This is a genomic window from Actinacidiphila sp. bgisy145 (assembly GCF_057708125.1).
In genome coordinates this window covers 59,573-78,828 of record NZ_JBYIRL010000040.1, presented here as the reverse complement: position 1 = coordinate 78,828, position 19,256 = coordinate 59,573, and the positions used below count along the sequence as shown (strand labels likewise).

Annotated in this window: 16 protein-coding genes and 1 pseudogene; 12 read left to right on the top strand and 5 right to left on the bottom strand. The window is 74.3% G+C overall.

Features of this window, described 5'->3' with window-relative positions; translation table 11 throughout:
• Positions 1 to 38: 38 nt before the first annotated feature.
• The gene (locus AC3ERT_RS29545) at positions 39 to 1,277 is read right to left on the bottom strand and encodes an epoxide hydrolase family protein (RefSeq protein ID WP_435177813.1); all 1,239 of its coding nucleotides are present in this window, start codon (positions 1,275 to 1,277) and stop codon (positions 39 to 41) included.
• A 121-nt stretch (positions 1,278 to 1,398) separates the two neighbouring features.
• Here AC3ERT_RS29545 and AC3ERT_RS29540 point away from each other — a divergent pair, with 121 nt between their 5' ends.
• From AC3ERT_RS29540 to AC3ERT_RS29495, 10 genes are all read left to right on the top strand, one after another.
• Positions 1,399 to 2,280, top strand: a complete 882-nt coding sequence (locus AC3ERT_RS29540) for an alpha/beta fold hydrolase (RefSeq protein WP_435177811.1) — start codon at positions 1,399 to 1,401, stop codon at positions 2,278 to 2,280.
• A 142-nt stretch (positions 2,281 to 2,422) separates the two neighbouring features.
• Entirely contained in the window at positions 2,423 to 4,699 is a 2,277-nt protein-coding gene (locus AC3ERT_RS29535) for an ATP-binding protein (RefSeq protein WP_435177809.1), read from the top strand.
• A gap of 123 nt (positions 4,700 to 4,822) precedes the next feature.
• Entirely contained in the window at positions 4,823 to 5,701 is an 879-nt protein-coding gene (locus tag AC3ERT_RS29530) for a cysteine/serine endopeptidase inhibitor (protein ID WP_435134922.1), read from the top strand.
• Between the two features lie 24 nt (positions 5,702 to 5,725).
• Positions 5,726 to 6,091, top strand: coding sequence for a hypothetical protein (locus AC3ERT_RS29525; protein ID WP_335972186.1), 366 nt, complete (start codon positions 5,726 to 5,728; stop codon positions 6,089 to 6,091).
• Positions 6,092 to 6,226: 135 nt separating this feature from the next.
• Positions 6,227 to 6,325 (top strand): Ms4533A family Cys-rich leader peptide, encoded by a 99-nt coding sequence (locus tag AC3ERT_RS29520; RefSeq protein ID WP_335972184.1) that lies wholly within the window; start codon positions 6,227 to 6,229, stop codon positions 6,323 to 6,325.
• Between the two features lie 163 nt (positions 6,326 to 6,488).
• On the top strand, positions 6,489 to 8,210 hold the full coding sequence (locus tag AC3ERT_RS29515; protein WP_435177807.1) for an ABC transporter substrate-binding protein: 1,722 nt from the start codon (positions 6,489 to 6,491) through the stop codon (positions 8,208 to 8,210).
• Positions 8,211 to 8,262: 52 nt separating this feature from the next.
• Complete coding sequence (locus AC3ERT_RS29510) at positions 8,263 to 9,246, top strand: ABC transporter permease (protein ID WP_435135012.1); 984 nt, start codon at positions 8,263 to 8,265, stop codon at positions 9,244 to 9,246.
• Complete coding sequence (locus AC3ERT_RS29505; RefSeq protein WP_335972180.1) at positions 9,243 to 10,232, top strand: ABC transporter permease; 990 nt, start codon at positions 9,243 to 9,245, stop codon at positions 10,230 to 10,232. Before AC3ERT_RS29510 ends, AC3ERT_RS29505 begins: the two co-directional genes overlap by 4 nt.
• 14 nt (positions 10,233 to 10,246) lie before the next feature.
• Positions 10,247 to 12,007: a dipeptide ABC transporter ATP-binding protein gene (locus AC3ERT_RS29500; RefSeq protein WP_435177821.1), complete on the top strand. Its 1,761-nt coding sequence runs from the start codon at positions 10,247 to 10,249 to the stop codon at positions 12,005 to 12,007.
• A 215-nt stretch (positions 12,008 to 12,222) separates the two neighbouring features.
• On the top strand, positions 12,223 to 12,462 hold the full coding sequence (locus AC3ERT_RS29495; RefSeq protein ID WP_335972178.1) for a hypothetical protein: 240 nt from the start codon (positions 12,223 to 12,225) through the stop codon (positions 12,460 to 12,462).
• 80 nt (positions 12,463 to 12,542) lie between these two features.
• Here AC3ERT_RS29495 and AC3ERT_RS29490 read toward each other — a convergent pair whose 3' ends face one another.
• From AC3ERT_RS29490 to AC3ERT_RS29475, 4 genes and pseudogenes are all read right to left on the bottom strand, one after another.
• Positions 12,543 to 13,283: an N-acetylmuramoyl-L-alanine amidase gene (locus tag AC3ERT_RS29490; protein WP_435177805.1), complete on the bottom strand. Its 741-nt coding sequence runs from the start codon at positions 13,281 to 13,283 to the stop codon at positions 12,543 to 12,545.
• 126 nt (positions 13,284 to 13,409) lie between these two features.
• Positions 13,410 to 14,684, bottom strand: coding sequence for an MFS transporter (locus AC3ERT_RS29485; RefSeq protein ID WP_335972174.1), 1,275 nt, complete (start codon positions 14,682 to 14,684; stop codon positions 13,410 to 13,412).
• A 193-nt stretch (positions 14,685 to 14,877) separates the two neighbouring features.
• A complete protein-coding gene (sigJ, locus tag AC3ERT_RS29480) occupies positions 14,878 to 15,810 on the bottom strand; it encodes an RNA polymerase sigma factor SigJ (RefSeq protein ID WP_435134933.1) in 933 nt (310 codons plus the stop codon).
• Between the two features lie 510 nt (positions 15,811 to 16,320).
• Positions 16,321 to 16,683 (bottom strand): annotated as a pseudogene (locus tag AC3ERT_RS29475) (MerR family transcriptional regulator); the annotation flags it as partial.
• A 156-nt stretch (positions 16,684 to 16,839) separates the two neighbouring features.
• On the opposite strand from AC3ERT_RS29475, the gene AC3ERT_RS29470 reads away from it, so the two are divergent.
• On the top strand, positions 16,840 to 17,913 hold the full coding sequence (locus AC3ERT_RS29470; protein ID WP_435177803.1) for an alkene reductase: 1,074 nt from the start codon (positions 16,840 to 16,842) through the stop codon (positions 17,911 to 17,913).
• Between the two features lie 550 nt (positions 17,914 to 18,463).
• A complete protein-coding gene (locus tag AC3ERT_RS29465; RefSeq protein ID WP_435177819.1) occupies positions 18,464 to 19,192 on the top strand; it encodes a helix-turn-helix transcriptional regulator in 729 nt (242 codons plus the stop codon).
• Positions 19,193 to 19,256: the final 64 nt, after the last annotated feature.

Genomic DNA, 19,256 nt, shown 5'->3' with positions numbered 1-19,256 from the left:
CCCCCTCCCCTTTCGTCCGCCGTCGGCCGACGGACCGGTCAGGCGGCCGCCGAGCGGTAGGGGCGGAAGAAGGCGCGCAGCTCCGCCGCGTAGATCTCGGGTTCCTCGAAGGCGGCGAAGTGGCCGCCGCGGGCCGGCTCGTTGACGTACGCGACGTTCGCGGTGCGCTCGAGCCAGGCGCGCGGCGGGCGGACGATGTCGCCGGGGAAGAGGGAGAAGCCGGAGGGGACCTCGACGCGGCGGGCCAACTGGGCGGGCGGGATCGCGCCGTTGGCGGCGTACATGCGCATCGAGGAGCCGATGGTGCCGGTGAGCCAGTAGAGCGTGACGTTGGTGAGGATCTCGTCCTTGGTGTAGCTGCGCTCGATGTCGCCGCCGCAGTCGCTCCACGCGCGGAGCTTCTCGACGATCCAGGCGGCCAGCCCCGCGGGCGAGTCGTTGAGGCCGAACGCGGCGGTCTGCGGCTTCGTACGGTGCATGGCGGCGTAGCCGCCCTCGGCCGCGCCCCAGGCGGCGACGCGGTCGAACCAGGCGCGTTCCTCGGGGGCGAGTTGCGCGGGGTCGGCGGGCGGCACCGGCACGCCGGCGTCAGTGCGGTGGACGGCGACGACCCGGTCCGGGTGGTCGAGCGCGAGGTAGCGGCTGACGTGGCTGCCGATGTCGCCGCCCGCGGCGCCGTACGCGCGGTAGCCGAGCCGCTCCATGAGTTCGGCCCACAGCGCGGCGACGGCGATGGAGTTCAGCGGCGGGCCGGCGGGGCGGTCGGAGTAGCCGTAGCCGGGCATGTCGGGAACGACGACGTCGAAGGCGTCGGCCGGGTCGGCGCCGTGCGCACCGGGGTCGGTGAGCAGCGGGATGACCTTGGCGTAGCGCCAGAAGGAGTCCGGCCAGCCGTGGCTGAGCACCAGCGGCAGCACACGGGTGCCGGCGGGCGCGACGGCCCGCGCGTGGACGAAGTGCACGCCGAGGCCGCGGGGCCCGCCGGGGGTGCCGGGTCCGCCGGGGGCGCCGGGTCCGCCCGGGGTACCGGGTCCACCGAGCGTGGTCCGGAAGTGCGGGAAGCGGCCGAGCGCGGCCTCCTGCGCACTCCAGTCGAAGCCGTCGGCCCAGTAGGTGACGAGTTCGCGCAGGTAGTCCAGGTCCGTGCCGAGCGCCCAGCCCGCGTCGGCGGGCGCGTCCGGCCAGCGCGTCGCCCGCAGGCGGGCCCGCAGGTCCGCCAGGACCGCGGGGTCGGTCGACAGCGTGAACGGCTCGGGCTCGGGCGCGGCATCGGGCATACCCGGCACCCTACCGACCGCCCCGCCCGGACCCGGGGACCACCGGGTCGGGCCCCGGGAGCATCAGGTCGGACGGCGAAATTCCGGTGCGCCGCGGCACCGGCCGTGGCAGGCTCCCGCCATGCCGATCGCCGATGTGTCCGCGGATGTCCGTCTCGCCTACGAGACCTTCGGCGACCCCGCCGACCCCCCGGTACTGCTCGTGATGGGCTTCGGGGCGCAACTGCTCGGCTGGCACGAGGACTTCTGCCGGGCGCTGGCCGACCGCGGCCGCTACGTGATCCGGTACGACAACCGCGACTGCGGGCTGTCCACCAGGTTCGACGACCACCCGGTGGACATGGCGGAGTTCATCGCAGCCGTCAGCTCCGGCGACATCCCCGCCGCCCTGGCGATGGTGCCCTACCGGCTCCCCGACATGGCCGGGGACGGCTTCGGGCTGCTCACCGCGCTGGGCATCGAACGCGCCCATGTCGTCGGCGCCTCGATGGGCGGCATGATCGCCCAGACGATGGCCCTGTCCCGCCCGGAACGGGTGCTGACCCTGACGTCGATGATGTCCTCCACCGGCGAGCAGGAGTACGGGCGGTCCAGCCCGCAGGCGCAGGCGGTGCTCTTCGGCCCCCGGCCCGCGGACCGCGCGGGGTACGTCGCGGCGGCGGACCGCGAGCTGGTGTGGGCCTCCCGGCGCTACGGCGACGCCGCGGTGCTGCGCGAGCTGGCCGCCGCGAGCTACGACCGCGCCTACTACCCCGCCGGTGTCGCCCGGCAGCTCGGCGCGATGGTCCTCGGCGGCTCGCGCGCGGACGCGCTGCGCGACCTGCGGATGCCGACGCTGGTGATCCACGGGCTGGACGACACGCTGATCGACCCCAGCGGCGGCCGGCGCACCGCGGAGCTGGTGCCCGGTGCCGAACTCCTCCTGGTGCCCGACATGGGCCACGACCGCCCGCGCGCCCTGTGGCCCCTGCTCATCGACGCCCTGGCGGCCCACACCGCCTGAGCGGACGCTCCGGACGGGTCGCCTGCACACCTCGCGCGCCGCCTTCCGCGGAGCCGGCGGTCACGCCTTCCCGCCGTCGGGGGAACCGCAGCGCGCGGAGGGCGGGTTTCCCTCCGTGTGCGGTTGGTGGCACGCTGTCGTCATGACGGGCAACGTTCCTGCGGAGACATCGAGCTTCGTCGGCCGGGACACTGAACTCGGTTGGCTGCTGGGGGCGTTGGCCCGATGCCGGCTGGTGACGCTGACCGGTCCCGGCGGCATCGGGAAGACCCGGCTGGCGCAGCGCGCCGCCGGTGACGTGCTCGCGGCGGTCGCGGCAGGTCGCGCCGCGGGACCGGACAGCGCCGCGGAACCGGACGGCGCCGACGGCGCCGGGGCCGCGCACGCGGCCGCCGCGCGCTTCCCCGACGGCGTGTGGTGGGCGGACCTCAGCACGCTGACCGGCCCCGAGCTGCTGCTGACGACGGTCAGCGACGCGGTGGACCTCGCGGACCACTCGCTGCGGATGCCGCTGGACGCGCTCAGCGAGTGGCTCGCCGGCCGGCGGACGCTGCTGGTGCTGGACTCCTGCGAGCACCTGGTCGACGCGTGCGCCCACCTCGTCGGGGAGTTGCTGACCGCGGCGCCCGGCCTCGCGGTGCTGGCGACCAGCCGCAGCCCGCTCGGCTCGGTGGTGGAGGAGCTGGTGGAGGTGCTGCCGCTGCCGGCCGACGGGCCGGACGCGCTCGCGCTGTTCACCGACCGGGTCACCGACCGGCTGGGCCGCGCCCCGCTCGCCGAGCCGGGCGCGGCCGAAGCCGCCGCGGCGATCTGCCACCGCCTGGAGGGCATCCCGCTGGCGATCGAACTGGCCGCCGCGCGGGTGGCGTCGGTCGGCCCGGGCGCCGTCGCCGACGTGGCCGAGCGGCTCGGCTCGCGCTTCGACACGCTCGCCGCGGTCGGCGCGGTGTGGCCGCGGCGGCACCAGACGCTGCGCACCACCATCGGCTGGAGCCACGAGTTGTGCGCGCCGCTGGAGCGGCTGCTGTGGGCGCGGCTGAGCGTCTTCCGCGGCACGTTCGACCTCGCCGCGGCCCAGGCGGTCGCCACCGGGGGGCCGTTGGAGGCGGCGGCGGTGGCGCCGATGCTGGAGCGGCTGGTCGCGCAGTCCGTGCTGCGCGGGATCGGCGCGGACCCCGAGCCCGCCCCGGCCCCCGTGCCCGTACCGGCGCCCGCGGAATCCGGCGGCGGCGACGCCGCGGCCGCGGCCGCACCCGCGACTCCGCCGGTGACCGCAGCGCGGGGCTGTGCCGGGGCCCGCTACCGCATGCTCGACACCATCCGGGAGTACGGCCACGCCTGGCTGGAGGAGTTGGGCGAGGTCGCCGTCACCGAGCAGCAGCACGCCGAGTACTTCACCGGGCTGGCCCGCTGGGCGGACGCCGCCTGGTCCGGACGCGACCAACTGCTCGGCTACCGGCGGATCGAGGACGCCCACCCGGACCTGCGCGCCGCCCTCGACCACTGGCTCGACCACGATGACCCGCGGGCCGCCGAACTCGCCGGCCTGCTGGTCTACTTCTGGAGCTGCTGCGGCCACCTCAAGGAGGCCCGGTCCTACCTGGAGCGCGCCCTCGACCAGCACACCGCCCCCGGCCCGGCCCGCACCCGGGCCCTGATCGGCCTCGGCGCGGCGCTCACCCTCCAGGGCGAGTACGAGCGCGCCGCCGCCCTGGACGCGCAGGTGCGCGCGGTCACCGTGCGCGGCGACAGCGCCGACCGGATGGCCGCGGCCTGCCTGACCGGCCTGCTGGGGATGCTCACCGGGCAGTCCCGCACCGCCCTGGACGCCGTTCGGGACGCGCTCGGCGCCACCTCGGGCCTGCCGGCCGCCGGGGCCGGGTTCGGCACGCCCGACCGGCTGCGCTGCCACCTGCTGGAGGTGCTGTCGCTCACCGCGCTCGGCGAGCTCGCCGAAGGGCGGTCGCGGGCACTGGAGTTGCGCCGGTACTGCGTGGAGACCGGCGAGGTGTGGACCCGCTCCTACCTGGACTACCAGCTGTCGGTGGTGGCCCTGTTCTCCGCCGAGCCCAGGGACGCGGTCGCCTACGCGCGGACGATGCTGGAGAGCAAGCACCTGCTGGGCGACGCCTTCGGGATAGCGCTCGGCCTGGACCTGTTGGCCGCCGCGCTCGCCGCCGACGGCCGCCCCGAGCAGGCCGCGTCGGTCTACGGCACCGGCGGGGCGTACTGGCGCAGCGTGGGCCACCCCCAGCGCGGGGCACCGGAGTTGCAGCCGGTGCGGGACCGCTGCGAGCAGACGGCCCGCGCGGCGCTCGGCGACGAGGGTTACGCGGCCGCGTTCGCCCGCGGCGCCGCCGCCCACGGCCCGACCGCCCTGTCCGCCGCCCTGCGCCCCGACCCCGCCCCGCACGAGTAGCCGCACCGTACGAGCGGCCGGGACGCGTGGTACCCAGAGCCCGCTTGTTCGCGTACCGTCAAGTCGACCGGGTCGCGCCCCTGCTCGGTCCGCACCGCCGAACCGACGGACGGGAGAAGGACATTGCGTATCGCGCGACGGATCGGCCGGTGGGCCGGCGGCATCGCGGGCGCCGCGGCGCTGGTGCTGCTGGGGACCGGGCCCGCCGCGGCCGACGTGCCGATCGGCCAGCCGATGAGCGGCGAGATGACGTACTACAACGACGTCGGCTACGGCGCCTGCGGCACCTCGATCGACGCCTCGACGCAGTACCTGGTCGCCGTGTCGTACCAGTGGTGGACCGCGGCCAACCCGAACAACGACCCGCTGTGCAGCGGGATCTCGGTACAGGTCAGCTACGGCGGCAAGACGATCACCGTGCCGGTCGCCGACAAGTGCCCGACCTGCGACGCGAGCCACATCGACCTGAGCGAGCCGGCGTTCACCGAGTTCGCGCCGACCGGGACCGGGGTCGTCACCGGCATCACCTGGCAGTTCGTGTCCTCCGGCGGCACCACCACCCCGCCGCCGCTCGCGGCGCCGACCGGGCTGACGGTGACCGGCACCACCGGCACCACGGTGTCGCTGGCGTGGACCGGCGTCAGCGGCGCCGCGTCGTACACCGTGCGGCGCGACGGCGCCGCGGCGGGGACCGCCACCGGCACCACCTTCACCGACACCGGGCTGGCCGAGGGCAGCACCCACACCTACACCGTGACCGCCACCGGCTCCTCGGGCACCGTCTCCGCGACCTCGGCGGCCGTGACGGCGACCACCACCGCCGGCAGCGGAGGCGGGGGCGGGGGCTGCACGGCCACCGCCTGGAGCGCGGCCACCTCCTACGCGCCCGGCGACACCGTCTCCTACGCCGGCCACTCCTACACCGCCACCGCCTACTCCACCGGCGCCGCCCCGAACGACCCGGCTTCCTGGGCCGCGTGGAAGGACGACGGGGCGTGCTGACGCCGCGCGGGGAAGAATGGCGGCATGACGTCACGCTGGTCGATCGGTTCGCACAACTCCCTGCTGTCCATCGCCTCCACCGAGTCGGTGCTCTCCATCGGGTCCGCCGGGTCGGCGCTGTCCGTCGGGTCGGTGGCGTCGTTCGCGGCGTTCGGCTCGCTCGGGTCGGCGATGTCGGCGCTGTCGCTCGGGTCGTTCCAGTCGTTCGGGTCCTGGCTATCGGGGCAGTCGAACGGCTCGGCGCTGAGCTGGCAGTCGAGCGGGGCGGTGCTGGCGCGCCGCACGGACGGCCCCGACGGCCGGATCGGGCCGCGCGCCGCGGTCGCCGTGGCCGCCACGGCCGCCGCCGGCCTGGCCTGGTGGCAGATCCGCCGCGCCGCGCGGTCCTAGCCCCGGGCATCCGAAGACCCGCTCGGCCCGCGAGCCGGGCCGGCGGGCTCACGCGCCGCACGTTCATAAGTGTCGCTTTGTGATCATCATGGTCCGACTTTGACAATTCGTGGTGCTCCAGCGCACTCTTCTGTCATGTGCCTGTGCCCCATCCGCCCCGTGGTCCGCGCCAGCATCGAGCTGGCGCTGATCGGCGTGACCGCGCACAGCGTCGCCGACGTGCACTGTCGCTGACACCCGCACCGGTCCCGCCTGGCCGTGCCACCCCCGACCGCGTCGGGGGCGCCGCCGCGCCCGGGGCCCACCCCGCACGTCCCCTCTCCCCCGTTTGTCCGCGCGCCCCGGGCGCGCGCCTCCCCTCGCCCGGTGCCGGTACGCCCCGGGGAAAGGCCCTGCCATGTCTCGCTTGTCCCTGTCGCCAAGGCAGTTGGGCGCCGTAGCCGCTGTCCTCGCCATCGCCGGGGGGGCCGTCGCCTGCGGCCCCAAGAGCGCCGACTCGGCCGCGAAGGGCTCCGACGCCTCCCCGCACCGCGGCGGCACCCTGTACGTGCTGAACAACCAGCCGCAGAACAACTTCGACCCCGCCCGGCTCTACACCTCCGGCGGCGGCAACATCCCCTCGCTGGTCTACCGCACGCTCACCACCCGCGCCCGGGAGAACGGCGCCGCCGGCAACAAGGTCGTCCCCGACCTCGCCACGACCACCGGCGAGCCGAGCAAGGACGCCACCGTGTGGACGTACCACCTCAAGGACGGCCTGAAGTACCAGGACGGCACGGCCATCACCACCGCCGACATCAAGTACGACATCGAGCGGTCGTTCGCCGCCGAGCTGTCCGGCGGCGCCCCCTACCTGCGGGACTGGCTGGTCGGCGCGCAGGACTACCAGGGCCCGTACAAGGACCCCAAGGGCCTGGCCTCGATCGAGACGCCCGACGCGAAGACGATCGTCTTCCACCTGCGCAAGTCCGAGGGCGACTTCCCGCTGCTCGCCACGCAGACGTCGTTCGCCCCGGTGCCCAAGGCCAAGGACACCGGCACCAAGTACGCCGACCACCCGGTCTCCTCCGGCCCGTACGAGGTGGTCAGCAACCAGAACAACGGCGAGCACATCGTGCTGCGGCGCAACCCGAACTGGTCGCAGGCCACCGACGACCAGCGGCGCGCCTACCCCGACACGATCGACGTGCAGTCCGGGCTGGACCAGGCCGTGATCAACCAGCGGCTGTCCGCGGGCGTCGGCAAGGACGCGAACGCGGTGACCACCGACACCAACCTCGGCCCGGCCGAACTCGCCAAGACCGCCGGCGACAAGGAGCTGTCCTCCCGGGTCGGCACCGGCCACTTCGGGTACACCGACTACATCGCCTTCAACCCGAAGGTGAAGCCGTTCGACAACATCAAGGTGCGCGAGGCCGTCGCGTACGCCGTGGACCGCACCACCGTGGTCGACGCGGACGGCGGCTCCTCGCTCGCCGAGCCCGCCACCACCTTCCTGCCGAACCAGACCGCCTTCAACGGCGGCACCACCTCCGACCCGTTCCCGGCGGGCAAGAGCGGCGACCCGGCGAAGGCGCGCGAGCTGCTGAAGGAGGCCGGCTACCCCAACGGGCTGACCGTCACCCTCACGCACGACACCAACAAGGGCGGCGAGGAAGGCCCCGAGGTCGCCACCGCGGTCCAGGAGGCGCTGAAGAAGGCGGGCATCACCGTCAAGCTGGAGGGCCTGGAGCACAACGCGTTCGACGACAAGGTCTACAGCGTCAAGACCGAGCCGGGCATGTTCCTGGCCGGCTGGGGAGCCGACTGGCCGTCCGGCGGGCCGTTCCTCGGCCCGATCTTCGACGGCCGGCAGATCGTCAAGGACGGCTACAACTTCAACAGCTCGCAGCTGAACGACCCCGCGGTCAACAACGAGATCGACGCGATCGACAAGATCACCGACCTGAGCGCCGCGGCGAAGCGCTGGGGCGCGCTGGACACGAAGATCGGCGCGCAGGCGCTGACCGTGCCGCTGGTCCACCCCGTCTACAAGCGGCTGTACGGCAAGAACATCCGCAACGTGGTGATCAGCGACTGGACCGGTGTGCTGGACGTCTCCCAGGCCGCGGTGAAGTGACCGCGTGAGCACCGAACACCCTGCCGCCGTCGGCGGCGGTACGGCGAAGGCCGTGCCGCCGCTGCTCGGCGAGGCGTTGCCGGACGGCCCGGTGGGCGGCGGGCCGGCGCCCGGCGGACGGCAGTTCTGGCACCGGCTGCGCACCGAGCGCGCCGCCCTGGCCGGCGGCGCCGTCGTGGTGCTGCTGATCGTGGTGGCCATCGCCGCCCCGCTGCTGGCCGCGGCCGAGGGCCAGGACACCACCAGCTACCACGCGGCGCTGCTGGACTCCCGGGCCGGCGCGGTCCCGCTCGGCCACTTCGGCGGCGTCAGCGGCACCCACTGGCTCGGCGTCGAACCCGGCACCGGCCGCGACCTGTTCGCCCGGCTCGTCTACGGCGCCCGCACCTCGCTGGCGGTGGCGTTCGGCGCCACGCTGCTCCAGGTCGTCCTCGGCACCGCCTTCGGACTGGCCGCGGGCCTGGGCAGCCGGGCCGTCGACGGGCTGCTGAGCCGGATCACCGACATCTTCGTCACGATGCCCGCGCTGGTCTTCTCCATCGCACTGCTCGCGGTGGTCCCCGGCAGCTTCCCGCGGCCGGTGCTGCTGGCCCTGGTGCTCGGCCTGCTCGCCTGGGGCGGGGTGGCCAAGATCGTCCGCGCGCAGGTGCTCACCCAGAAGTCCCTGGACTACGTCGCCGCGTCCCGGCTGGCCGGCTCCAGCGGCTGGCGCACCGCCCGCCGCGAGCTGCTGCCCGCGCTGGTCGCGCCGGTGCTCACCTACGCGGCGATCCTGCTGCCGAGCAACATCGTCTCCGAGGCGGGGCTGTCCTTCCTCGGCATCGGCGTCAACCCGCCCACCGCGTCCTGGGGCCAGATGCTCTCCTCCGCCGCGACCTGGTACCAGGCCGACTCCGCGTACGTCCTGCTGCCCGCGCTGCTGCTGCTCGTCACGGTGCTCGCCTTCACGGTGTTCGCCGAGGGCATCCGGGTGGCGCTCGACCCGCGCTCGCGCAGCCGGCTGCGGATCGGCACCCGCAAGGGGGCCGCGTCGTGATCCGCTTCGCCGGGCGGCGCCTGCTCCAGGCGGCCGCCGTGCTGCTGGTGCTGGCCGCCGTGCTCTACGCCGTCTTCTACCTCGCCCCGGGCGACGCCGCCCAACTCGCCTGCGGGCCGCGCTGCTCCACCGCGCAGGTCGCCCAGGTCCGCGACCAGATGGGCCTGAACGACGCGGTGTACGTGCAGTTCTGGCACTTCCTGCAAGGCGTCTTCGCCGGGCACGACTACAGCTCCGGCAACGGTACGGTGCACTGCCCGGCGCCCTGCCTGGGCCAGTCCTACCGCACCGGCGACCTCGTCACCCATGTCATCGCCGAGAAGCTGCCCGCGACCGCGTCGCTGGCGCTCGGCGCCATGGTGATGTGGCTGGTGATCGGGGTCGGCACCGGCCTGGTCTCGGCGCTGCGCCGCGGCACCCTCGTCGAGCGGCTGCTGACCGGCTTCACGCTGGTCGGCACCGCCACCCCGGTGTTCATCACCGGCATCCTGCTGCTCCTGGTCTGCTGCTCGTGGCTGCGCTGGCTGCCGTACCCGACGTATGTGCCGCTCACCTCCGACCCCGAGCAGTGGGCGTGGAACCTGCTGCTGCCGTGGCTGGCGCTCGCCCTGGTGGAGGCCGCCAAGTACGCCCGGCTGACCCGCAGTTCGCTGCTGGAGACGCTGGCGGAGGACCACATCAGGACCTTCCGCGCGTACGGCGTTTCCGAGGGCGCGCTCGTCCGGCGGCACGCGCTGCGCGGGGCGCTCGCCTCGGTGATCGCGCTGTCCGCGCTGGACCTGGGCACGATGTTCGGCGGCGCGCTGCTCACCGAGACGCTCTTCGGCGTCCCCGGGATCGGCCAGCAACTGGTGCAGTCCGTGCAGTTGAAGGACCTGCCCGTGGTGGTGGGGATCGTCCTGGTGATGGGCCTGGCGGTGGTGGTCGCGAACGCGGTCGCCGACGTGCTGTACGCCCTCGCCGACCGAAGGGTGGTGCTGGCGTGACCGCCGACACTCCGCTGTCCGTCACCAAGTCCGCGGCCGCGCCCGGCGCCGCCGCGGCCGGACCGGCCGGCGAGCCGCTGGTCGAGGTCGCGGACCTGCGCATCGACTTCCCCACCGAGACCGGCACGGTACGGGCCGTCGACGGGATCGGCTTCACGCTGCGGCCCGGCGAGGCGCTGGGCCTGGTCGGCGAGTCCGGCTCGGGCAAGTCCGCCACCGCGTACGCGCTGCTGGGGCTGCACCGCGGCACCGGCGCCGAGGTGAGCGGCACGGTACGGGTGGCCGGCACCGACGTGCTCACCGCGCCCGAGGCCGAGCTGCGGCGACTGCGCGGCGGCGTCGCGGCGGTCGTCTTCCAGGACCCGCTGAGCGCGCTCGACCCCTACCTCGCGGTCGGCGACCAGATCGCCGAGGTCTACCGGGTGCACCGCCGGGTCTCCCGCGCCGCGGCCCGGGCCCGGGCGGTCGAGGTGCTGGACCGGGTCGGCATCCCCACCGCGGCCCGCCGGGCCCGGTCCCGGCCGCACGAGTTCAGCGGCGGCATGCGGCAGCGGACCCTGATCGCCATGGCGCTGGCCTGCGAACCGCGGCTGATCGTCGCCGACGAGCCGACCACCGCGCTCGACGTCACCGTGCAGGCGCAGGTGCTCGACCTGCTGCACGAACTGCGGACCGAGTCGGGCCTGGCGCTGCTGATGGTCACCCACGACCTCGGGGTGGCCGCGGGCACGGTGGACCGGCTGCTGGTCCTCCAGCACGGCGCCGCCGTGGAGTCCGGTGCGATCGCCGAGGTGCTGGCGCGGCCGGAACACGCCTACACCCGGGCGCTGCTGGCCGCGGTGCCCCGGATCGAGCCGGCGGCGGCTCCGCCGGAGGAGGGGACGGCGAAGGAAGCGGGAGAGCCCGAGCCCGCACCCGCGCCCGCCCCGGCGGCCGGCGGCGGCTCGTCCGGCGAGGTGCTGCTCGAAGCGGTCGGGCTGCGCAAGGAGTTCGGGCGCGGCCAGGGCCGGTTCGCGGCGGTGGACGGCGTGGACCTGGTGGTGCACGCCGGTGAGACACTGGGCGTCGTCGGGGAGAGCGGCAGCGGCAAGACCACGCTCGGCCGGATGCTGGTGCGGCTGCTCGACCCCACCCAGGGCGAGGTCCGCTACCGCGGCAAGGACATCGCCCGGCTCGGCGACCGCCAACTGCGGCCGTTGCGCCGTGAGTTGCAGATGGTCTTCCAGGACCCGGTCTCCTCGCTGAACCCGCGGCGCAGCATCGGCGAGTCCATCGCCGACCCGCTGCGGGCGGCCGGTGACCTGACCGATCGCCAGATCGCCTCCCGGGTGGGCGAGTTGCTGGAGCGGGTCGGCCTCGAAGCGTCCTGGTACCACCGCTACCCGCACGAGTTCAGCGGTGGCCAGCGCCAACGCGTCGGTATCGCCCGCGCGTTGGCACCCCAGCCGCGGCTGGTCGTCTGCGACGAGCCCGTCTCCGCCCTGGACGTCAGCACCCAGGCCCAGGTCGTCGCCCTGCTCGGCGATCTCCAGCGGGACCTGGGGCTTGCGCTGGTGTTCGTCGCCCACGACCTCGCGGTGGTCCGCCAGGTCAGCGACCGGGTCGCCGTCATGCAGTCGGGCCGGGTCGTCGAGGAGGGCTCGGCCGACGAGGTCTACGCCAACCCGCGCGACCCGTACACAAGGCGCCTGCTGGCCGCCGTCCCCGTCCTCGACCCCGCCGAGTCCCACGCCCGCCGCACCGCGCGCCGCCGCGCGGAGCCGTCCCACCCGTAGTCCCCGTCACCGGGGCACCACGCGTGCCCTGGTCACGGCGGGCCCCGGGCGACCAGGGGGTATCCACTCGCCCCACGCCCACCAATTGGTCTGGACCTATTGATAACAGCGGGGGGCGCCCGGCAGGCTTGGTTCCGCGCGCGCCGCACCCCCGCACCACACCTCTGGCCCCATGGCAGGCGATTCCGCCTGCCCGCGAAGGAGTTGTGATCCCCATGCGCTCGAAGGTCCTGGCCCGCGCGGCCACCGTCGCGGCCACCGCGATCCTCGGTCTCGGCATCGCCACCACGGCGGCGCAGGCGTCCCCGCCGCCCGGCAGCGGCTTCATGTTCCTCGGCTACTTCCCGACGTACGACAGCTGCGTCGCGCAGGCCCAGGCCGACGCACCCGTCCACGGCCCGGTCTACATCTGCGAGTACGGCACCAACGGCCTCTACCTGCTCTGGATGCACTGACCCCTGAGCTGATCCGGCACTGAACCGGCACCCAACCCGCGCCGGCGGGGTGCGGGCCCCATCGCCCGCACCCCGGAACGTCAGCCGTAGCGTGCGGCGTTCGCGCGGAGGCGGACCCCCTCCGCGCGGACCCAGGGCAGGGCGTCGTAGAGGGCCTGGCCCGGGCAGTCGGTCTGGTAGACGTCGCGGTGCCCGGAGATCGTGTTCACCTCGGCGGCGGTGCCCTTCGGGTACCGGCTCGCGTTGTTGCTGGAGACCAGCCGCACCTTGCCCAGCGGGCTGATCCCCGGGTCGAGCTTCCAGGCGGCTATCTCGGCTATCGCCTCCAGCATCGGGCGCGGCACCTGCTGCCCGGCGCCGAAGTTGCCCAGGGCCGCTATCCCGACGGTGTCGTTGTTGAAGCCCTCGGTGTGCGAGCCGCGCACGTCGCGGTCCACGCTCCCGGCCCGGCCCTCGTAGATGCCACCGCACCGGTCGACGACGAAGTTGTAGCCCAGGTCGTTCCAGCCCAGCGCGATGTGCCGCTGCTCCAGGGCGAGCAGCATCCCCGGCACGTCCTTCTTGCAGTCGTACGTGTTGGGGTTGTCCGTGTGGTGCACGAAGACCGCCTTCACCGCCTTGTCGTAGACCAGCCCGGGCCGTACGTCCTTCTCGTCCGCGTGCCAGGCCGCCCGCAGCACCACGTCCGGCCGCAGCGACGCCGGGCGGATCGCGGCAGCGCCCTGCCGGGGTCCGTTCGCCCGGTGCTGCGGCGCCGAGCAGGTCATGAGGAGGGCCAGGGCCGGCAGGTACCACGCCAGCTTGGGCCGGTGCAGCCGCATGACGTCCAGCCTCGGCCGAACCGGCCGCACCGGACATCCAAGGAGGTCGTTCGGGTGAACGCCGGGCCCGAAGGCGCCGCCCGCCCGGCGCGCCTCACCGCGGCCGCGCCCGTACGGGGTAGGGGCTCAGCGGCGCGGCGCGTCCTGCGGGGCGTCCCCCGCCCCGGCCGGCCGGGCCCGCGCGCCCGCCACCGCGGTGCTCGCCCGCCGCGCCCCGGTCGTGGCGAACGCCGAGTACCGCGGCACCCACCGCAGCAGCGCCCCCGCCGCCGCGACGCCCACCGCGCCCATCACCGAGATCCCGGCCGCCAGGCTGCCGAGCGAGGCGGCCGCCGACACGACCAGCGGCCCGCCCGCGCTGCCGGAGTCCGCGCACAGCCGCCACACCCCGAGGAACTGCGAGCGGGTGGCCGCGGGCGCCACGTCGGCGCCGAGCGTCATCAGCACACCGCTGCCGATGCCGTTGCCGAAGCCGATCAGCATCGCCACCACCGTCAGCTCGGTGAGCGTGTGGGTCAGCGGCAGCACCGCCTGCGAGGCGCCGAGCACCAGCATGGAGGGCACCGCGATCCACAGCCGGCCGGCGCGGTCCATCACCTGGCCGGAGGGGTAGAAGGTCAGCGTGTCGACCAGCCCGGCGATGCCGAACACGACGCTGGTCGACGACGCGCTCAGCCCCAGGTGCTCCGACCACAGCGGCAGCACCGTCTGCCGGGTGGCCCGGACCGAGCCGACCAGCAGCACCGCGAGGCCCAGGGTGAGGAAGACCTTCCGGTGCTCGCGCAGCACCGCCCGGACCGGTACGGGCTTCGCGCCGCCGCGCACCACGGGCTCGGCGACGTCGGGCACCGCGACCAGGACGACGACGGTGATCGCGGTGCACACCAGCGCCAGCCAGTACACGTCGTGCACCGGGCGGCCGCCGCTGAGCACGGCCGCGCCCAGGAACGGCCCGGCGAAGGCGCCCACCCGCGACATCCCGCCGAGCGTCGACAGCGCGCGGGCCCGCAGGTGCTCGGGCACCGCCTCGGTCAGATAGGACTGCCGGGCGAGCATGACCACGGCGTTGGACGCGCCGGTCACGGTGACCGCGAGCGCGAGCTCCCAGACGGTGCGGGCCAGCGCGCACCCGCACAGGGTGACCGAGGTGACGGCCGAGGCGACCAGCATCGCCTTGCGGTCGCCCAGCCGCGCGGCCAGCGCCCCGGCCGGCACGTCGCCGAGGATCTGCCCGACGCCCAGCAGCGCCAGCACCAGCCCGGCGGCGCCGACGCCCGCGCCGAGTGCGCGGCCGCTGAGCGCCAGGACGGGGGCGAGCGCGCCCATGCCGGTCTCGAAGACCAGCACCGGCAGGAACACTGCGGGGATCAGGCGGCCCAGCGACACCGGCTGCGCGCTCACCTGCTGATCCCCACCCTCGTGCCGACGTACGTCCGAAAAGCCGGGGCGTGGCCCGAGGTGCGGGCGCGGCCCGTACCTCATTCAACAACAGCACCTTCCGGCGCAGCCAGGGGGGCCTGGCCGCGCCGGGCGGGAACCGGCGGGCGGGAACCGGCAGGCAGGGGTCAGCGGGCGGGCATCGACCCCGCGGGGCTCAGTCGTCCATCCACGGCCCGAGCTTGTGCGGGTTGCGCACCGCCCACACATGGGTGACCCGGTCCTCGGCGATGTCGAATGCCAGCACCGCCAGGGCCGCGCCGTCCTGGCGCAGCACCAGCCCGGGCCGGCCGTTGACGGTCTCCTCCAGGATCTGCACGCCCGCGCCGCCGCGGCGCGCGATGGCGACGAAGTAGCGGGCGATCGGGGTGCTGCCGTGCAGCGGGTGGGGCAGGGCCGAGACGATGCCGCCGCCGTCGCCGACCGCGGTGGCGTCCGGGTCGAGCAGGCCGATCATGGCGTTGACGTCGAGGTCCTCCCACGCCTGCTTGAACTCCCGGACGATCCGGGTGTGCCGGTCGGTCGGCGGCTGGGCGCCGCGCTCCGCGCGGACCCGGCGGCGGGCGGACGTGGCGAGCTGGCGGCAGGCGGCGGGGGTGCGCCCGACGATCTCGGCGACCTCGGGGAAGGGGTAGCGGAACACGTCGTGCAGGATGAACGCCACCCGCTCGGCCGGGGTCATCGCTTCCAGCAGCACCAGGAACGCCATGGACAGCGACTCGTCGAGGGTGACGCGGTCGGCCGGGTCGACCTCGGCGCCGCCGGACCAGCCGCTGATCAGCTCCGCGCTGCCAGGCACCGGCTCGGGAATCCACTCGCCGACGTAGCGCTCGCGCCGGGCCCGCGCCGAGCGGAGCTGGTCCAGGCAGATCCGGCCGGCGACCTTCGTCAGCCAGGCGCCGACGTTCTCGATCGCGTCCTGCTGCCGCGGCGGCAGCGCGTACCAGCGGGCGTACGTCTCCTGGACGACGTCCTCGGCGTCCGCGAGTGAGCCCAGCAGCCGGTAGGCGACGCCGATGAGCCGGCGCCGCTCGCGCATGGCCTCGTCGAGCGCCGCGTCGCCGCCGCCCTGTCCGGGTTCGGTGCTCATGCTTCCCCGACCTTTCTGTCCGTGTCCGCCGCCGCCCGCGTCGTCCGCGCGCACCCGTACGACGCGGCAGCGGCCCGGAGTGTGAGGTCCGGGGGCGGCTCACAGGCGGCGGGGCCGCGCCGTCGGGTGGGCGGAAGCACACCGAATCACACCGGGAGCCTTTGATGAGCGTGTTGTTGTGGGTGGTGCAGGCGGTGCTCGCCGCCGCGTTCGCCGCGTCCGGGCCGGCGAAGACGACGCAGTCTCGGGAGTGGCTGGTCGCCCCGGGAGCCGGCCGCGGTGGCCGTGAACGCCGTCGTCCTGCTGCTGGGCGGGCTCGTCGCCTGGGGGCGGTGCGGTCCCTACGGCTGGTGACCGGCCGCCGACGAGGCCCTCACCTCGTACGACAGGCCGTCCGCACCCTCACTGGGGAACGCGGGGGCAATCGGCAGTGGAATAACGGGCAACTTCCAGGTGGACGATCGGACCATCGGACAGGCCGTCAGGAGCCCGCCGACCGGCGGGCTCCTGCGTGCGGAGCTGTTCGCGGTACGCGCGGGCGATGGCGATCAGCTCGTCCAGCGACTCCCGGGTGCGCACGAGTTCGTCGATGTGGGCCGAGAGCCGGTCGCGCTCCTGCGCCATCCGCTCCAAGGCGGCGTCGGAGTTCTCGGCGCTGGGCGCGTCGACGCAGGGCATCAGCTCCAGGATGGTGCGGCTGGACAGCCCGCCGGCGTACAGCCGCTGAATGAAGACGACCCGTTCGACGTCGGCGTCCGTGTAGTGCCGGTGGCCGCCTGAGCTGCGGGTACTGACCAGCAGTCCCTGCTCCTCGTAGTAGCGCACCGACCGGACGCTGACGCCCGCCTTGGCCGCGAGTTCCCCGATCCGCATCCGCCCGTCCTTCCCGCGTTCTCCATGGGCGTTCTCCATGGGCCCGGTGCGCGCCCGTGTGGGCTGCGCAACAACAACTTGCATCTGACGTCAGTGTCAGGTTCTAGCGTAGACCACGGGCCCGAGGGACGGGCCCGCGGACCGAAGGAGCCCGACGTGACGACCCTCTTCAGCAGCTATCGGCTCGGCGCGCTGACGCTGCCCAACCGCGTGGTGATGGCCCCGATGACCAGGGTGCGGGCCGGGGCGGGCGGGCTGGCCACCCCGTCGATGGCCGCCTACTACGCCCAGCGGGCCACGGCCGGCCTGATCGTGACCGAGGGCGTGCAGCCGAACGCCGTCGGGCAGTCCAACCCGGGCACGCCCGGCCTGCACACCGACGCGCAGACGGACTCCTGGCGGCAGGTGACCGACGCGGTGCACACCAACGGCGGCCGGATCTTCGCACAGCTCATGCACGGCGGGCGCGTCTCGCACCCCGACACCATCGGCACGGTGCCGGTCGGCCCGTCGGCCGTCGCCGCGGTCGGCGACGTGTTCACCCCGACCGGCCCGCAGCCCGCGCCGGTGCCGCGGGCCCTGGAGACCGCCGAGGTGCCCGAACAGGCCCGTTCCTACGCCGAAGCGGCCCGCCGCGCGGTGGAAGCGGGCTTCGACGGGGTCGAACTCCATGGCGCGAACGGGTACTTGATCTCCCAGTTCCTCTCCTCCAACGCCAACCTGCGCACCGACCGGTACGGCGGCCCGGTCGCGCACCGCATCCGCTTCGCGGTGGAGGCCGCGGCCGCGACCGTCGACGCGGTCGGCGGCGACCGGACCGGTATCCGGCTCTCGCCCGGCGCCGACTTCTGGGGTGTGCACGACACCGACGTCACCGGGCTGTACACGCAGTTGCTCACCGAACTGGCCCGGGTCGGGGTGGGCTATGTGCACCTGGAGGCCACCTCCGACGACGAGGTGCTGCTCGCGCTGCGCCGGGCCTGGGCCGGGCCGCTCGTGATGAACCCGGTGCTGCCGATGGGCCCGCGGCAGACCGGCCGCAAGGACGCCGACCGCTGGCTGGACCTGGGCGCCGACCTGATCAGTTTCGGCCGGGCCTTCCTCACCAACCCCGATCTGGTCGAGCGGCTGCGCGCCCGGTTGCCGCTCACCGAGGTCGACGAGTCCGCCTACTACCAGGGCGGCGACGAGGGCTACCTCACCTACACCTCCCACCGGTACACCGCCTGACGCCCTCGAAGGGCAGCGCCGCAGGCCCACCCGCCCCCGGCCCCCGTTCCCGCAGCCGTCCCCCGGCCGCCGCCCGCCGCCGTCCGCGGCCGCCCGCGGCGCCCGGGGGGCGGCTCCGGCGCGTCCGCGGCAACACCGCGCGCATCACCCGCACTTCACGCCACGGTGATTCTGCTCTCACTTCGACGTGGCCCCAGGGACGTACGATCACGAGCGCAAACCTCATCCGACCGATCGGATTCAGCCATTGTCGAACGGCCAACCGGGCACGCCGCCGGGCCGATCCGGGCAGCACGGCGCCCCTCCGCCGGGTCGGAGGATGACCCAACTGCCGCCCAGGACCGGCCGAGTGACGGGCCCGGAAGGTCCCCAGGGGCAACCCGCACCGGGTGGAACGGGCAACCGCGCGGCCCGGGCCGCCCGCGGAGCGGCTGGCCGGATACGGCATCGGGGCGGAACCCTGAAACGGTTCACCTCGATCATGTCGGATGTGTGCACGGGGCGGCCGAGGGCGAGCACGGGTTGGTAGGGGTTTACATGGCGGAGCATGATGGCGCAGGCAACAGCAAGCACAGGAGTGCGCAACTCCACCCTCCGCGCGGGCGAAAGGACTGAGTCCGTGGCTCTCACCACGCCCCCCGAACTGTCGGGCACCATCACCAGGATTCCCGTCACGGTCCACGCTCCCGACCCGATCTCGCTGGCCGGTGTCACCAGCCAGCTCAGCCAGCGGCCGGAGATCCGGCTGGTCGACGAGGAGAGCCGGCAGCCGGGCACCGTCGCGGTGCTGCTCGCCGTCGCCCTCGACGAGAGCACCCTGTCCCGGCTGCGCCAACTGGTGCGCACCGACGGCGTACGCGCGGTGCTGGTCGCCAACCTGATCCGCGAGGCCGAACTGCTCCAGGTGATCGACTGCGGGGTGGGCGCCATAGTCTGGCGGCATGAAGCCACCGGGCAGCGCATCCTCCAGGCCGTGCTGGCCGCCTCGCGCGGCGACGGCGACCTGCCCTCCGACCTGCTCGGCCGGCTGATGACGCAGGTCGGCATCATGCACCGCAACGCCAAGCACCTGCCCGGCGATCCGGCGTCGGGACTCACCCCGCGCGAGGTCGACGTGCTGCGGCTGGTCGCCGAAGGCATGGAGACCGGGGAGATCGCGGGCAAGCTGTCGTACTCGGAGCGGACCGTCAAGAACGTGATGCACAGCCTCACCACCCGGCTGCGGCTGCGCAACCGCGCCCACGCCGTGGCGTACGCGCTGCGCGAGGGCTACATCTGACGGCCACCGGCCGGCCCGACCGGGCCGGCCGCACCGAGCGTTGACCAACCAGCGGGCACAGCGA

Bases quoted from the DNA above. Each gene is read 5' to 3' on its own strand.
- AC3ERT_RS29545 (WP_435177813.1), bottom strand. From the start codon at position 1,277: ATGCCCGATGCCGCGCCCGAGCCCGAGCCGTTCACGCTGTCGACCGAC.
- AC3ERT_RS29540 (WP_435177811.1), top strand. From the start codon at position 1,399: ATGCCGATCGCCGATGTGTCCGCGGATGTCCGTCTCGCCTACGAGACC.
- AC3ERT_RS29535 (WP_435177809.1), top strand. From the start codon at position 2,423: ATGACGGGCAACGTTCCTGCGGAGACATCGAGCTTCGTCGGCCGGGAC.
- AC3ERT_RS29525 (WP_335972186.1), top strand. From the start codon at position 5,726: ATGACGTCACGCTGGTCGATCGGTTCGCACAACTCCCTGCTGTCCATC.
- AC3ERT_RS29520 (WP_335972184.1), top strand. From the start codon at position 6,227: ATGTGCCTGTGCCCCATCCGCCCCGTGGTCCGCGCCAGCATCGAGCTG.
- AC3ERT_RS29515 (WP_435177807.1), top strand. From the start codon at position 6,489: ATGTCTCGCTTGTCCCTGTCGCCAAGGCAGTTGGGCGCCGTAGCCGCT.
- AC3ERT_RS29495 (WP_335972178.1), top strand. From the start codon at position 12,223: ATGCGCTCGAAGGTCCTGGCCCGCGCGGCCACCGTCGCGGCCACCGCG.
- AC3ERT_RS29490 (WP_435177805.1), bottom strand. From the start codon at position 13,283: ATGCGGCTGCACCGGCCCAAGCTGGCGTGGTACCTGCCGGCCCTGGCC.
- sigJ (WP_435134933.1), bottom strand. From the start codon at position 15,810: ATGAGCACCGAACCCGGACAGGGCGGCGGCGACGCGGCGCTCGACGAG.
- AC3ERT_RS29465 (WP_435177819.1), top strand. From the start codon at position 18,464: ATGGCGCAGGCAACAGCAAGCACAGGAGTGCGCAACTCCACCCTCCGC.